Origin of the sequence: Sunxiuqinia rutila, from assembly GCF_050589705.1 — a bacterium.
Classification (GTDB): domain Bacteria; phylum Bacteroidota; class Bacteroidia; order Bacteroidales; family Prolixibacteraceae; genus Sunxiuqinia; species Sunxiuqinia rutila.
Genome location: NZ_JBNGOT010000009.1, coordinates 125,796 through 140,363, shown reverse-complemented (window position 1 = coordinate 140,363; position 14,568 = coordinate 125,796). Strand labels below are relative to the sequence as shown.

General features: G+C 44.9%; 11 protein-coding genes. 10 read left to right on the top strand and 1 reads right to left on the bottom strand.

What is annotated here, in order from left to right:
• The first annotated feature begins 168 nt into the window (after positions 1-168).
• The 10 genes from ACRD6K_RS13210 to ACRD6K_RS13165 all read left to right on the top strand — a co-directional run bounded on the left by ACRD6K_RS13210 (position 169) and on the right by ACRD6K_RS13165 (position 13,915).
• Positions 169-1,566 (top strand): alpha amylase family protein, encoded by a 1,398-nt coding sequence (locus ACRD6K_RS13210; RefSeq protein ID WP_430973614.1) that lies wholly within the window; start codon positions 169-171, stop codon positions 1,564-1,566.
• Positions 1,567-1,592: 26 nt separating this feature from the next.
• On the top strand, positions 1,593-2,954 hold the full coding sequence (locus tag ACRD6K_RS13205; protein ID WP_430973613.1) for an alpha amylase family protein: 1,362 nt from the start codon (positions 1,593-1,595) through the stop codon (positions 2,952-2,954).
• A 29-nt stretch (positions 2,955-2,983) separates the two neighbouring features.
• Entirely contained in the window at positions 2,984-4,429 is a 1,446-nt protein-coding gene (locus ACRD6K_RS13200) for a calcineurin-like phosphoesterase C-terminal domain-containing protein (RefSeq protein ID WP_430973612.1), read from the top strand.
• Between the two features lie 11 nt (positions 4,430-4,440).
• The gene (locus tag ACRD6K_RS13195; RefSeq protein WP_430973611.1) at positions 4,441-5,859 is read left to right on the top strand and encodes a DUF5009 domain-containing protein; all 1,419 of its coding nucleotides are present in this window, start codon (positions 4,441-4,443) and stop codon (positions 5,857-5,859) included.
• Positions 5,860-5,923: 64 nt separating this feature from the next.
• On the top strand, positions 5,924-7,756 hold the full coding sequence (locus ACRD6K_RS13190; RefSeq protein WP_299580009.1) for a sodium:solute symporter family protein: 1,833 nt from the start codon (positions 5,924-5,926) through the stop codon (positions 7,754-7,756).
• Positions 7,757-7,910: 154 nt separating this feature from the next.
• Positions 7,911-8,846: a DUF4434 domain-containing protein gene (locus tag ACRD6K_RS13185; protein WP_299580012.1), complete on the top strand. Its 936-nt coding sequence runs from the start codon at positions 7,911-7,913 to the stop codon at positions 8,844-8,846.
• 11 nt (positions 8,847-8,857) lie between these two features.
• A complete protein-coding gene (locus ACRD6K_RS13180; protein ID WP_430973610.1) occupies positions 8,858-10,042 on the top strand; it encodes a n-acyl-d-glucosamine 2-epimerase in 1,185 nt (394 codons plus the stop codon).
• A complete protein-coding gene (locus tag ACRD6K_RS13175) occupies positions 10,039-11,181 on the top strand; it encodes an SGNH/GDSL hydrolase family protein (protein ID WP_430973609.1) in 1,143 nt (380 codons plus the stop codon). Before ACRD6K_RS13180 ends, ACRD6K_RS13175 begins: the two co-directional genes overlap by 4 nt.
• 119 nt (positions 11,182-11,300) lie before the next feature.
• Positions 11,301-13,022 (top strand): FAD-dependent oxidoreductase, encoded by a 1,722-nt coding sequence (locus tag ACRD6K_RS13170; protein ID WP_430973608.1) that lies wholly within the window; start codon positions 11,301-11,303, stop codon positions 13,020-13,022.
• A gap of 38 nt (positions 13,023-13,060) precedes the next feature.
• A complete protein-coding gene (locus ACRD6K_RS13165; protein WP_430973607.1) occupies positions 13,061-13,915 on the top strand; it encodes a sugar phosphate isomerase/epimerase family protein in 855 nt (284 codons plus the stop codon).
• Positions 13,916-14,109: 194 nt separating this feature from the next.
• On the opposite strand, the gene ACRD6K_RS13160 is transcribed toward ACRD6K_RS13165, so the two are convergent.
• A complete protein-coding gene (locus ACRD6K_RS13160) occupies positions 14,110-14,538 on the bottom strand; it encodes a GFA family protein (RefSeq protein WP_430973606.1) in 429 nt (142 codons plus the stop codon).
• Positions 14,539-14,568 lie beyond the last annotated feature (30 nt).

Here is a 14,568-nt window from a genome sequence, read left to right as displayed (position 1 = left end):
ATCAAGTTGTCAGTATAAAAATCCTGGCAACTTGATCATAGTTTTAAATTCATTTTTTGATCTCTGCCAAGACAGGAACATAAGTCAGGCAAATATCCAAAAGATGACACGAATGATATCGAAGAAGTATAGGGAAGATATCAAATGAAAATCAACAATATCTATCGAATGATAAAACAAAATTCTCATTTTTATACCACTGTCTCGTTCATTCTCCTTGCAGGATGGCTTGTTTTGTCTGTTGCATGCAGCGGTGACGATGACCTGAATACGGAATATGAGTTCCCGGATCCTCCCAAAGAAAATATAGCTAAGCCTCGGTACATCTGGATCGATGCAGCGGCTAATTTTCAGGATTTTGCAAATAGCAGAGGAAACATTACACGGGATCTGAAGCTAGCTAAAGAGGCCGGTTTTACTGATGTGGTTGTGGATATTCGCCCCACTTCGGGTGATATCCTTTATAATTCATCTGTACCGGGTGTGGCTCAGGTGCAATGGTTAGGAGCGTGGGTCAATGGAGTGTACTCCAAGGTAGAACGAACTGAAACCTGGGATTACCTTCAGGCATTCATCGAAGAAGGACATAAATTGGGCCTGAAGGTACATGCCGGATTCAATACAATGGTTGGTGGACATAGCAGTGGGCTGGGGAGCCAAGGAATCCTTTACCGGGATGCATCTAAAAAAGATTGGGCTACCTCCGAAAACCTTTCTGTGGGCCTTACCAATACGATGGATGCAGGTGGAGGTACGAAATTCTTCAACCCTGCCAATGAGGAGGTTCAAAATTATCTTTGTGATCTGCTGAAAGATCTTGCTCAATATGATCTGGATGGCATTATTCTGGACAGAGGACGCTTTGATGGGATGCAATCCGATTTTTCCGATCTGACAAGAGAAAAGTTTGAAAGCTACCTGGGGAATATAGAACTGGCAAACTTCCCGGGTGATATCCTGCCGCAAGGAGCAACCATGAAGCAGGTTATAGCAATGACTTCGTATCCCCCTTATTTTACCAAATGGCTCGAATTTAGGGCGAAGGTAATTCATGACTTTATGTCGAAGGCCCAAAAAGCAGTAAAATCAGTCAATTCAGACATTCTTTTCGGTGTTTATGTGGGGGGGTGGTATTCCACCTACTATGAGGTAGGAGTAAACTGGGCCAGCCCAAAATACAATCCGGCCCAGACTTATAAGTGGGCATCTCCAAAATACATGAACTACGGTTATGCAGAACTGATGGACCAGATACTGATCGGAGCATATGCTTCGCCTTTGAAAGTTTACGGCTCTTCTGAATGGTCCATGCAGGGATTTTCAAAATTAGCCAAGGAGAAGATCAAAGATGGTACTATCGTAGCAGCAGGTCCCGATGTGGGTAATTGGGACAGCAACAATCAGGCAAGCCAGCAACAGGAGAATCAGGCAATTGTAGAATCGGTAAAAGCCTGTATGGATGAATGTGATGGCTACTTTCTTTTTGATATGATCCATCTGAAAATGGCTAACCAGTGGCAATATGCCAAGCAGGGAATTCAGATTGCTATTGGTGTTAACAATTAACACATTTTTATAACATCTTGATAAATATGAGAAATTTAATTCTAATAGGACTGTTGTTTTCAGTGTTCTTATTTTCTTCATGCAATCCGAAGGTCTCTAACGAAATTAAGAACAAGCCGGATAAACCGTCTTTGTTGTGGTTTGATGCAGAAGCCAATTTTGAACGTTTTAGTTATCCTGACTCCATTGATTTTTACCTGGAGAAAATCAAGAATATTGGCTTTACGGATGCTGTTGTTGATATTCGCCCGATTACCGGCGAAGTACTTTACAAAAGTGAGTATGCTCCACAGATGAAGGAGTGGGCTGGTTTCGAGCGTCCTGAATTTGACTACCTAGGTCACTTCATTACTAAAGCGCATGAGCTGGGAATACGAGTGCATGCTTCGATGAACACATTTGTTGGTGGACACAATTATTTTGATCGTGGACAAACTTATACCACAAACCCGGAGTGGGCAACCATGGTGTATACACCCGACCAAGGAATTGTGTCGATCATGACTCAAAAGAAAAAATACTCAGCGATGATCAATCCGATTAATCCTGACTTCCAGGAACACATGCTGAATGTATTAAAAGAAGTAACAGCTAACTATCCGGACTTGGACGGTATTATTTTGGATCGTGTTCGTTACGATGGCATCATGGCTGATTTTTCTGATTTTTCAAAGAAAAAATTTGAAGAATACTTGGGCGAAGAGATTAAAAATTTCCCAACGGACATTTACGAATGGAAAACCAATGCGGATGGTAAGAGCGACTACGTTCGTGGAAAATATTTCAAAAAGTGGATTGAGTGGCGTACCCGCAATATTCATGATTTTATGGCTTTAGCAGGAAAAACAGTGAAGGCTGTTAATCCAAACATTTCGTTTGGGACTTACACCGGAGCTTGGTACCCTTCCTATTTCGAAGTAGGCGTAAACTGGGCCAGCGATCAGTACGATCCATCACAAGAGTTTAACTGGGCAACTCCTGAGTATAAAAACTTTGGTTATGCCGAAGAGCTTGATTTGTTCACGGTTGGAAACTACTATACCAATGTTACCATGGAGGAATACCTGAAAAACAACAATTTGGTGAGAAATGAAACGGATAGTAAAGCAACCCGCAGTACGTGGTATTGTGTTGAAGGATCTTGCGATAAGATTCGCGGCATTATGAATGGTCTGCCTTTCTATGGTGGTATTCTGGTTGATCAGTTTTACGATAACCGTCCACAGCTATCTCGTTCTATTGCCATGAACTTTCAGGCATCAGATGGTTTGATGATGTTCGACATCGTTCACATTATCGAGAAAAACATGTGGAAAGAGGTTGAAGATGGCTTTGAAATGGCTGCTGATCCAGATTATTTCAAGCGCGAACCAATATTGAATAACTAGCACTCGTAACGAAAATCAATAGCTTAATCATGATAAAGAAGCTTGGTCTAATTCTTATTCTGCTGGTCTGGGGCTGGTCTGTCCCACTTAGCAGTATGGCCCAAAAACAGGTAATTTACAAAGGAAGAGTCTCTTGTGAAGGAAAGGGAATTGAGGGAGTAGCAGTTACGGATGGTTTTTCAGTTGTAAAAACGGGTAAAAACGGGAAGTACAAATTACCTGCAGATCTAGAGAGTAGCTTCGTATATATTTCTTCGCCATCCGGGTACACCGTTCCTGTGGTAAATTCGGTGCCTCATTTCTTTCAGCCAGTTTCTTCTGGAGAGAAGATTAAAGCTATTGATTTTCAATTGCAAAGAATGGATGTCGATGATAGCCAACATGGGTTTGTGGTTTGGGCTGATCCGCAGCTTAAAACCAGCGAGGAAGCACTGTTGGCGCGCGAAGTAGCATCCGATTTGAAAAAACTGGTGGACGATTATGCGCCACGCCCTTTTCATGGCCTAGGAGCTGGTGACATTGTAGGCGACGTTCCTGCGCTGTACGATAGCATTAAAAGTCTATTGAGCCTCTCAGGTATTCCGTTTTATCAGTCCATGGGGAATCACGACATGTATTTCACTAAACGTTCAAACAAAAAGGCTGAACAAACTTTTGAAAAATATTTTGGACCTGCTTATTATTCGTTTAATCGCGGGGAGATCCATTACGTAGTGCTGAATAATGTTTTTTACCTCGGACGCGATTACTTCTACATTGGATACCTGACCGAAGAGCAGCTGGCGTGGCTTGAGCAGGATTTGGCGCATGTTGACGCGGGTTCAACCGTGGTCGTTAACCTTCATATTCCAACCACGCTGAATGAGCAGGATTTGAAACAGTTTTCGTATTCAACCATATCGCAGTCGGTTGCGAATAAGCATGCCTTATATGAACTTCTGAAACCCTATCAGGGACATATTATTTCGGGACACATCCATCAAAACAGCAATACCATCATTTCACCACGCTTGATTGAGCACAATGTGTCGGCGGTTTGCGGGGCATGGTGGCAAGGGCCTTATGCCGAAGACGGAACACCAAAAGGTTATGCTGTTTTTGAGGCGAATGGTTCGGAGCTGACTTGGTATTTTAAGAGTTCGGGTTACGACAAAGACTACCAATTTCGGGCTTATGCTGTGGGAGCTAATCCCGAGCAGCCTGATTTTGTAACCGCGAATGTCTGGAATTATGATCCGGAGTGGAAAGTGTATTGGTACGAAGATGGCCAGCGCATGGGAGAGATGGAGCTTTACAGCGGCAAAGATCCGGAAACAACGAAGGCATACAGTGATAAGGAAAAGCTTGCTTACAAGTGGGTTGATGCACGCAAGAACAACCATATGTTTCGTGCAAAACCTCAGGTGCCATCAGCAAAAATTACAGTTGAAGTGGTTGACCGCTTTGGCAATAGTTACAAACAAGACCTGGATTAGGAAAACCGACTATGAAAAGAGCTTTATCGTTGGATGTTTTACGTGGTCTATCCATTTTCGGGATGGTCCTTGCTGCTACCATTCCGTTTGGAGGGGCGTTGCCGGCATGGATGTATCACGCACAATGTCCACCACCGACCCATGCTTTTAATCCGCAGGTAGCCGGAATAACTTGGGTTGATCTGGTACTGCCTGTCTTTATATTTTGTATGGGAGCGGCTATCCCTTTGGCTTTTACCAAGAAAATAGCCGGTGGCGCGAGTACCTTAGCGCTCGGTAAATCTGTTGCGAGCCGTTTTTTCTCGCTGGTTATTTTTGCCATTTACATTGCACATATTTTGCCTTATGCCATCGGCGAAAGCCTGCTTTCATTTAAGCTGGGCGAACAATCGATTCAGGGGTACGACCTGCAATGGCTGACTTTGGTTGGTTTTGGCCTGATGTTTCCTATGTTCAGAATAATAAAGGATCAAAAGCGAAAACGTCTGTGGCGCATTGTTGGCTGGGGAGGAGCGGTTGCCCTATTGCTGGTTTTGCGCCTGGTTTACGGACAGGAGTTTTCCTTACACCGCAGCAATATCATCATCCTGTTGTTGGCTAATGTGTATCTGTTGGGGGCTGTTGGCTGGTATTTTACCCGAAACAGCTGGGTAGCGCGGGCTGCTTTGTTTGTGTTTTGGGGGGCTGTTCAGCTGGCCTGTAAGTACACCGGTTTCGATGCTGTTGTCGATGGATTTCAGCTTACTTCCTGGTTCTTCTTATTCCGGATGAGTCACTATATGCTGCTCATTATTCCGGCGACAGCAGTGGGTGACATGCTGGTAGTGCGCTTAAATAACTCAACCGAAAACCAGCCTTTGACTGGCACTTCACCATGGAAACATTTGTTTTTTCCGGGTTTGCTTGTGCTGGTTGTGGGGTTAACTACAGCGCTTTTTCAACGATGGATATTGGCTGCGTTTATCGTAACGCCTTTGATGCTTGTGGGCTTGTATGGATTGGTGAAAAAGCATTTGCCAAATTATCAACAGCTGTTTGGGCTTGCAGCTTACCTGATTGTTATTGGCTTGATAATAGAACCTGTCGAGGGAGGAATAAAAAAAGATTACGCGACGGCATCTTACATGATTTTGACTTCAGGCATGGCCCTGTGTCTGCTGATGTTTTTTGATTATGTCGTTGATCGCTGGAAAGAATCAGCTGTGGTTAAGTTGTTGGCCGGAGCGGGATGCAACCCCTTAATGGCCTATGTGGTAACCAGCTGGTTTGTGTTTCCATTTCTGAAAGTCACGTTTTTGTATGGTGTTTACGAGGCCTTGTATCCTGCCGGACTACCTTGGCTGGGAGCCTTGCGCGCTGTGGCCTTGGTTATTGGGGCTATGAGCTTGGTTTACTGGATGGCCGGGAAGAAAATTATTTGGCGGGTTTAAAACGAAAGAGGGGAAATCGGGTTCGTAACCTGATAGAATATATGAATTACTAATTATTGAAAGAATGAAATTTGAACTAATTGACATATCGATCATTGTCAGCTACATTATCCTGAGCATTTTTATTGGCTTTTGGATTTCGAGGAAAGCGAATAAAAATCTTCAAAACTATTTCCTGGGAGGGAACCAGTTAAAATGGTATTACCTGGGACTTTCCAACGGATCGGGTATGTTTGATATTTCCGGGACAGCCTGGACGGTGACCATCTTTTTTGTGTATGGAGTGAAGAGTATTTGGATTCCCTGGCTGTGGCCGGTGTGGAATCAGATTTTTATTATGGTGTTTATGTCCATTTGGTTGCGTCGATCCAATGTGATGACCGGCGCCGAATGGATTACCACACGCTTTGGAAATGATAAGGGCGGGAAACTTTCACACATCATTGTGGTGGTTTTTGCGATCATCAGTGCGATTGGTTTTATTGCTTACTTCTTTGTCGGCATCGGAAAGTTTGCTGTCACCATTTTTCCATGGGATTTATCAATCACGATTGGTTCAATACACCTGATTTCGGAATATGTATATGCCACAATCCTGCTTTCGTTAACCACGCTTTATGTAATTAAAGGGGGAATGTACAGTGTGGTGGCTACCGAAGTGATGCAGTTTTTTGTGATGACGATTGCCTGTGTGGCTGTAGCTTGGTTTGCCATGGTTAATGTTACTCCCGAGCAAATTAATGCGGCTGTGCCCAATGGCTGGTTCGACATTATGCCCACATGGAATACCGGTCTTGACTGGTCTGGTATTTTCGACCAGGTGAATGATAAAATTGCTGAAGATGGATTTGGCATGTTGGGGGCTCTGGTTATGATGATGTTTTTTAAAGGCATTTTTTCCAGTTTGGCCGGCCCTGTTCCGGGTTACGATATGCAGCGGGTTCTGTCAACTCAAACGCCGCGTGATGCTGCAAAAATGAGTGGTTTAACCTCCTTGGTTCTTTACCCTCCGCGCTATTTAATGGTGGCTGGCTTAGGCGTGTTGGGACTGACTTTGGTAGTGCCGATGATGAAAGCCAGTGGAGGAGAGGTGGATTTTGAGAAAATTCTGCCTTTTGTTATCAACAACTTGCTTCCTGTAGGTCTGAAAGGAATTATTCTTGCTGGTTTACTGGCTGCTTTTATGTCAACTTTTTCGGCCTTTGTCAACTCGGCTCCGGCTTATATTGTCAACGATTTGTATAAGAAATACATCAATCCCAATGCTTCAAACAAGAAATACATCCGCATTAGCTACATCGCTTCAATTAGCATTGTGGCAATCGGGATTGTTTTTGGGTTTTTCTCGGCATCAATTAATTCACTCACCTTGTGGATCACTTCATCGCTTTATGGCGGTTATGTGGCAGCCAACGTACTGAAATGGGTGTGGTGGCGATTTAACGGTTACGGGTATTTCTGGGGAATGGTCGGTGGCCTCCTGGCATCAACCATCAAGTTCCTGTTCTTCCCCGACACGCCGGATATTTACCTATTCCCACTCATTTTGTTAGTGGCTTCTACCGGTAGTTTCTTGGGATGTTTACTCTCTAAGCCAGTCGATGATGAAACCCTGATTGAGTTTTATAAGAACGTTCGTCCGTGGGGATGGTGGGGAGCTGTTCATGAAAAAGCACAAAAGGTTTATCCCAACCTGACCAAGAATAAAGATTTGGCACGTGATAGTTTCAATGTTTTGATTGGTATTATTTGGCAGATGACCCTCATCGTGGCGCCAATTTATTTGGTAATCAGACATTACAATGGCTTATATATCGCATTAGGGGTTTTTGTTGTAACTTCAATTGTGCTGAAGTATAATTGGTTGGATAAGATCAAGGACTATGAAGAATTTTAATAACACACGGATGTTGCTTTGGCTTGTCAAGGGATTATTTCAGGCAGGCAGCTGTCGCTGGCAAAGCTCTAGATCTTGGCGAAATGTATTTAACGAAGAAGGCATTAAGTTGTAAAAAAAATAAAGAATTTAAAAGACATAAACGCATACAGGAATGAAGATAAAAGGAACTTTTTTGGACGAAATCAGTCATGACATTCCGCACCAGAATTGGGGCAGAAAGGAATGGGATCTGGATTTTGCCTACATGAAACAGGTTGGCATCAATGCGGTTATTTTAATACGCAGCGGTTATCGTAAATGGCTGACTTATCCGTCAAAAATATTGATGGAGCAGGAAAGGGCCTATCAACCATCGGTTGATCTTGTGCAGATGTTTCTGGAATTAAGCGACAAGCATGGAATGGATTTTTATTTCGGTTTGTACGATTCCGGACGTTACTGGGTAAATGGCGATTTCCAGTCGGAGCTAGACTTAAACAAAGCACTGATTGAAGAGGTCTGGGCTAAATACGGCCATATGCCGGCTTTTAAAGGCTGGTATATCTCGCAGGAATGCAGCCGCAAAACCGGTTCGATCATTAAGATGTACTCGGGCCTTGGCGAGCACTGTAAAGCGGTTTCAGGACAACTAACCACTTTGATTTCGCCTTACATTGATGGCATTAAAAACATTAGCCAGTACCAGGCCGAAACAAGTCGTGGTGAAGGAGTGAGCCTGAAACGTCATGAAGAGGATTGGAGCGAGATTTTTGACGGCATCAAGGATTCAGTGGACATTGTCGCTTTTCAGGATGGACACATCGAGTTTGATGAGCTGGATGACTTTCTTCAAGTTAACAAGCAAATGGCTGATAAATACGGCATTCGCAGCTGGACCAACTCAGAAACCTTTGACCGCGATATGCCCATTAAATTTTTACCCATCAAATGGGAGAAACTGCTGATGAAACTGCAAGCTGCTGAGCGCGCCGGAATGGAGCAAGCCATCACTTTTGAATTTTCGCACTTTATGAGTCCGCAGTCGGCATACTTGCAGGCCGGACATTTGTATAATCGTTATCAGGAATACCTGGCTCAATTTAAATAATGGCTGAAGCAATGGAAAAAACAGATTTTAAACAACTGGCCGAGAAATACCAGAAGGAACTGTTGGAAAATGTCGTTCCTTTCTGGTTGAACTGTTCGCAGGACAAAGAATTCGGCGGATATTTTACATGTCTTGATCGGGAAGGAAACGTGTTTGATACCGATAAATTTATTTGGTTGCAGGGACGCGAAGTCTGGCTGTTCTCAATGTTGTACAACCAGGTAGAACAAAAACAGGAATGGTTGGATGCAGCTATTCAAGGAGCTGAATTCCTGAAGAAATACGGGCATGACGGGAATTTGAACTGGTACTTTTCGCTTACGCAAGAAGGGAACCCCTTGGTAGAGCCCTACAATATTTTCTCCTACACTTTTGCCAGCATGGCATTTGGACAGCTTAGCAAAGCTACCGGAAACCAGGAGTATGCTGATATCGCCAAAAAAACATTCGAGCTTGTTTTGGCGAAAACAGGCAATCCCAAAGGGCAATGGAACAAGGCCTATCCGGGTACCCGAAACCTGAAAAACTTTGCCTTGCCCATGATTTTGTGCAACCTGGCTTTGGAAATTGAGCACTTGCTGGACGAAGATTTTCTGAAGGAAACGATGGAAACCTGTATTCATGAAGTGATGGAGGTGTTCTATCGGCCGGAGCTTGGGCTGGTGGTTGAAAATCTGAATGCAGATGAGACCTTGTCGGATACCTTTGACGGGCGTTTGCTCAACCCGGGACATGCCATTGAAGCCATGTGGTTTATTATGGACCTGGGCGTTCGACTTAATCGTCCGGATTTGATTACGAAAGCTAACGAAATAGCCATTCAAATGGTTGAATATGGCTGGGATCAGGAACATGGCGGTATTTTCTATTTCATGGATCGTTTGGGACATCCAACGCAGCAGCTGGAATGGGATCAAAAGCTTTGGTGGGTTCATATTGAAACCTTGATTACTATGCTGAAAGGTTACCAACTGACCGGTTCTGAGAAAAGCCTGGAATGGTTTAAAAAAGTACACGACTACACCTGGTCGCACTTTAAAGATGAAGAACATTCGGAGTGGTTTGGCTACCTGAATCGTCAAGGCGAGGTATTGCTTCCGCTGAAGGGTGGAAAGTGGAAAGGGTGTTTCCATGTGCCACGCGGGCTGTATCAGTGCTGGCAAACCCTGGAGACAATTAATGCTTCGTTGAAATGAAAAGAAGCTACTTCTTGAAAATTGGCCTGCTGTTGGTTGTATTGGTTTGGTTCTCCAGCAGCAGTTGGGGAGCCGGTAAAAACAGGTTTTTTGCTGCTAATAGCCCGGAATTTCAATACATGGGGCGGGTGGCTGTAGAGCAGGGTGAAGCCACTTACAACTGGCCCGGGGTAACGGTTACTGTCGGCTTTTCAGGCAAGGTGCTTGGCATTCGCTTGAAAGGCGGCGAACGGAATTATTTCAATGTATGGGTGGACGATTATCCGGTGCAGGTAGTACATGCCGTTAACGACACGGTTTGGTGGTTTCCGGAACGCCTTACACGAGGGACACACCAGTTGCGACTGGTAAAACGGACGGAAGCTGATATGGGCACTGCCGTGTTTTATGGGCTTTACCTGGGTGAGAAAGAAAGCTTGGTTCAGCCAGAGGCTTTACCAGCCAGAAAACTGATGTTCATCGGGAACTCCATCACATGTGGCTACGGCACCGAAGGACAAAACCGAACAGAAAGGTTTAAACCTTCCACGGAGAACTGTGAAAAATCGTACGCACCGATAATTGCAAGGGCTTTTGAGGCGCAGTATCACTTAATATCGCATTCGGGACTCGGAATGGTTCGAAATTATGGCGATCCTGAAAAGATATCGGTGAAACTTCAGCCCATGCTCGCACGCTTGGATTACCTGTTGGACAATGATTCAACAAGGCGTTACGAGCTGACGAACTACCAGCCTGACGCGATTGTGGTTAACCTTGGAACCAACGATTTTTCTACTCAGCCGTTTCCGGATGAAGCTGATTTTGTGGAAGCTGGGAAAGCGCTGTTGCATAAGCTGCTAGCCGTTTACCCGGGGGTGAAAATCTTTTGCATTACGGGCCCCATGATGGATGAGCCTGCCTTTACCTATACCAAGCGCATGGTGCATGAGGTACGAGTTGAAATAAATTCAGGAGATGTGATTTTCGTGGGAGTACCGCGCCAACTGCTGGATCCGGAGACAGATTTGGGTTCTGATTCACACCCTTCTTACCGGGGACAACTGAAAACAGCAGGCATGATTTTGCCGGTGATGGGAACGGTATTGAATTGGGATTTTTCTATGGATGAAATGTTACCGGTCTTAAAAAGTCATTGAGCTAAGACCGAGTGCTGGTTTTGTGAATAATTATCAACGAGATTAAAGAAGTAACTAATATAAATCAGGAAGCCAATGGGATGCGACTTGACCACTTGATTGGCTAAAACAAAATAGATATGAAAAGACGTAATTTTATTGGAATGCTCGGAGCAACAGGAGGGTTGCTGGCTACTGCTCCGCTGATCGCAAGTCCGGCCGGGAAACCGGTTCAAAGTGCAAAACGCAATAGACGGAAAGCTGGAAAGGAAATGAAAGCGGATCTGGTCATTGCAGGTGGCGGAATGGGAGGTTGTGCATGTGCTTTGGGGGCTTTGCGCAACGGACTTTCAGTAATTATGACGGAAGAAACCGATTGGATTGGTGGACAAATAACTCAGCAAGGGGTGCCGCTGGATGAACACCGCTGGATTGAAACCCATGGGGCAACTCAGCTGTTTCGGGAGTTCCGGAAGGGATTGCGGGATTACTACAGACGTAATTATCCCTTGACCGAAGCTGCTGCCGCTAAGGAAAACCTGAACCCAGGTGATGGTGCCGTTTCTCGCTTGTGTGTGGAACCCAAAGTGGCTCTTGCCGTTCTCAACAGCATGTTTGCTCCCTTTGTTAGTTCTGGCCAACTGACGCTTTTGCTGGAACATAAAGCGACGGCAGCGGATGTGGATGGAAGCCGTGTTAAAGGGCTGGAAGTTTTGAATATGCGCAGGGATGAAGCCCTTGTTCTTGCGGCCCCTTATTTTGTTGACGCCACGGAAATGGGCGATTTGCTGCCGATGACCGGAACCGAATATGTAACCGGAACTGAATCGAAAAAGGAAACCAGGGAACTGCATGCGCCGGAAGTGGGTGATCCTGAAAACGAACAAGCTTTTACTTTGTGTTTTGCCTTGGATTACCGTCCTGGTGAAAACCATGTGATTGATAAACCTGCGAACTATGATTTCTGGCGTTCTTTTGTGCCCCAAATGGAGCCCAAATGGCCCGGACGTTTGCTTGACTTGACCTATTCATCGCCATCGACCCTGAAGCCAAAAACCTTGGGCTTTCACCCCGAAGGAGGGCGCACGGGGGATGTGATGAATCTGTGGAATTACCGGAAAATTATTAACCGTCATAATTTCACGCCGGGCACTTTTGCTGGTGACATGACCGTTGTTAACTGGCCTCAGAATGATTACCTGCTAGGGCGTTTGGTGGATGTTAGCGAGAAGGATTTTAAAAAGCATGTGGAAGGCGCCCGTCAACTGAATTTATCTTTGATTTACTGGCTTCAAACTGAAGTGGAGCGGCCCGATGGAGGTGCCGGTTGGCCCGGAATTCGTTTGCGCAAGGATGTAATGGGAACCGATGATGGCATGGCCAAATACCCGTACATTCGTGAAGGGCGACGAATCAAATCCTTATTTACCGTGCTGGAAGAACACGTAGGCGTTGAAAACCGGACCCTGGTTAAAGGGAAGGAGGCTGCAACTAAATGCGAAAGTTTTTATGACAGCATTGGTGTCGGATCCTACTACCTGGATTTGCACCCTTCAACCAAAGGCGATAACTACATCGATTTGCCTTCTCTTCCTTTTGAAGTTCCTTTAGGATCATTGATTCCACAGCGAATGGATAACTTACTTCCAGCCTCTAAAAATATCGGAACAACACACATCACTAACGGTTGCTACAGGTTGCACCCGGTAGAGTGGAACATTGGCGAAGTGGTGGGTATGTTGGTTCATTTTGCTTCCAAGAAGCAGGTTAAGCCACGCGAGGTGCGCGAAAATAGAGAATTGTTGGCCGATTTTCAGCAATTTATCCAGAGCCAGGGCGTAGAAATAAAATGGCCGGTATAGCTTAAACCTTTAAGAATGAAATCATAAATCGAATAATCATGAGAAAAATGATCTACAAAAGCGTATTGCTCTTGCTTGTATTGACCGCGGCTTGTAAACCTTCAACCCAACAAGGAAAGTTGGAAAAGGCCGGCTGGGAAATGGGCGTTCAGAGCTACACCTTTCATAAATTTACCTTCAAGGAAGCTGTTGATAAAGTGAATCAGCTTGGGTTGGGAGCTATTGAAGTGTACTTTGGTCAGCCTCTGGGAGAAGGTATGGAAGGTTCCATGGACTTCCGGATGGATAAGAAAACCCAACATCAAGTGCTGGAATATGCCCGTTCGAAAGAGGTGAAAATTGTTGCCTGCGGCGTGGTTATTTGCAAAGACGAGGCCGAGTGGAAACAACTCTTCGAGTTTGCCAATCAGATGGGAATTAAACTAATCACGAGTGAGCCGGAATACAAACACCTGAAATATGTTGATGAGCTGGCAAACCAGTTTGGTATTAACGTGGCCATTCATAATCACCCAAAGCCTTCCAATTACTGGAATCCGGACATGTTTCTGGAGGCGGTTGATGGCTTGAGTAACCGTATTGGAGCTTGTGCCGATGTGGGCCATTGGAAACGCATGGGGGTTGATCCGGTAGAAGGATTGAAAAAATATGAAGGACGCCTGAAAGCGCTTCACTTTAAGGATATCAAGGAAAAGGTGGAAGGCGAAGCCGAGCAACACGATGTGATTTGGGGAACTGGTATTCTGGACATGAACGGCATGCTGGTAGAGCTGAAGAAACAAGGTTTTGAAGGCTTGTTCTCCATTGAATACGAGCATAACTGGGAGAATTCAGTTCCGGATATTCAGGAAAACATCAGCTATTTCAACGAGCTGGCTGAGCAAGTGCTGTAAAAGATACATAGAGCTTCAGGTGATCGACAACTGAAGCTTTGAAAATACTCATTAGTCGAGTTTTGAATAGTCAGGCTGCTTCGGGATTATCGAACGATAATTTTGGAGCAGCTTTTTTTATGCCTGACTGTAACGTGATTCAAGCAACCTCAGCGGTGAGCTTGTGGAGTAACCGCAACCTGGCTTGAGAACGCTTATTGGGGGAGTTGGGCAAAGCAGGGAATTTCATTCAGCTTATTGTCCCAATTGGCCTTGCTGTCCATGAAAATATGTGCTTGTGGTATTATGGGGATCTTGGTGTCAAAACAGCCTGCCGGAACAACCAACAGTGAGCCGTTTTGCTGAAGAATGGGAAGCGCTGATCCGCAAGAGGGGCAGAAGCTTTTGGCGTGCCTGGTTGCGCTTAAACGAAAGGTTTTGACTTGATGTGCTCCCGACAGCCAGCGCAGTTTTGCCGAAGTAGAAAATAAATTTGCCGCATGGGCCGAGCCGGTGTCTTTTTGACAACGTTTGCAATGGCAAAGAAAGAAATGCTCAAAATCTCCCTCAATTTCGAAAGTAATTTCACCACAAAGGCATGAACCGGTATGTTTCATCGACATAATTATTCCTGTTTTTTTCATGGTCATTTTTCTGTTCGCTTGGATGGAACA

Bases quoted from the DNA above. Each gene is read 5' to 3' on its own strand.
- ACRD6K_RS13180 (WP_430973610.1), top strand. From the start codon at position 8,858: ATGGAAAAAACAGATTTTAAACAACTGGCCGAGAAATACCAGAAGGAA.
- ACRD6K_RS13160 (WP_430973606.1), bottom strand. From the start codon at position 14,538: ATGAAAAAAACAGGAATAATTATGTCGATGAAACATACCGGTTCATGC.
- ACRD6K_RS13185 (WP_299580012.1), top strand. From the start codon at position 7,911: ATGAAGATAAAAGGAACTTTTTTGGACGAAATCAGTCATGACATTCCG.
- ACRD6K_RS13205 (WP_430973613.1), top strand. From the start codon at position 1,593: ATGAGAAATTTAATTCTAATAGGACTGTTGTTTTCAGTGTTCTTATTT.
- ACRD6K_RS13190 (WP_299580009.1), top strand. From the start codon at position 5,924: ATGAAATTTGAACTAATTGACATATCGATCATTGTCAGCTACATTATC.
- ACRD6K_RS13170 (WP_430973608.1), top strand. From the start codon at position 11,301: ATGAAAAGACGTAATTTTATTGGAATGCTCGGAGCAACAGGAGGGTTG.
- ACRD6K_RS13195 (WP_430973611.1), top strand. From the start codon at position 4,441: ATGAAAAGAGCTTTATCGTTGGATGTTTTACGTGGTCTATCCATTTTC.
- ACRD6K_RS13175 (WP_430973609.1), top strand. From the start codon at position 10,039: ATGAAAAGAAGCTACTTCTTGAAAATTGGCCTGCTGTTGGTTGTATTG.
- ACRD6K_RS13165 (WP_430973607.1), top strand. From the start codon at position 13,061: ATGAGAAAAATGATCTACAAAAGCGTATTGCTCTTGCTTGTATTGACC.
- ACRD6K_RS13200 (WP_430973612.1), top strand. From the start codon at position 2,984: ATGATAAAGAAGCTTGGTCTAATTCTTATTCTGCTGGTCTGGGGCTGG.
- ACRD6K_RS13210 (WP_430973614.1), top strand. From the start codon at position 169: ATGATAAAACAAAATTCTCATTTTTATACCACTGTCTCGTTCATTCTC.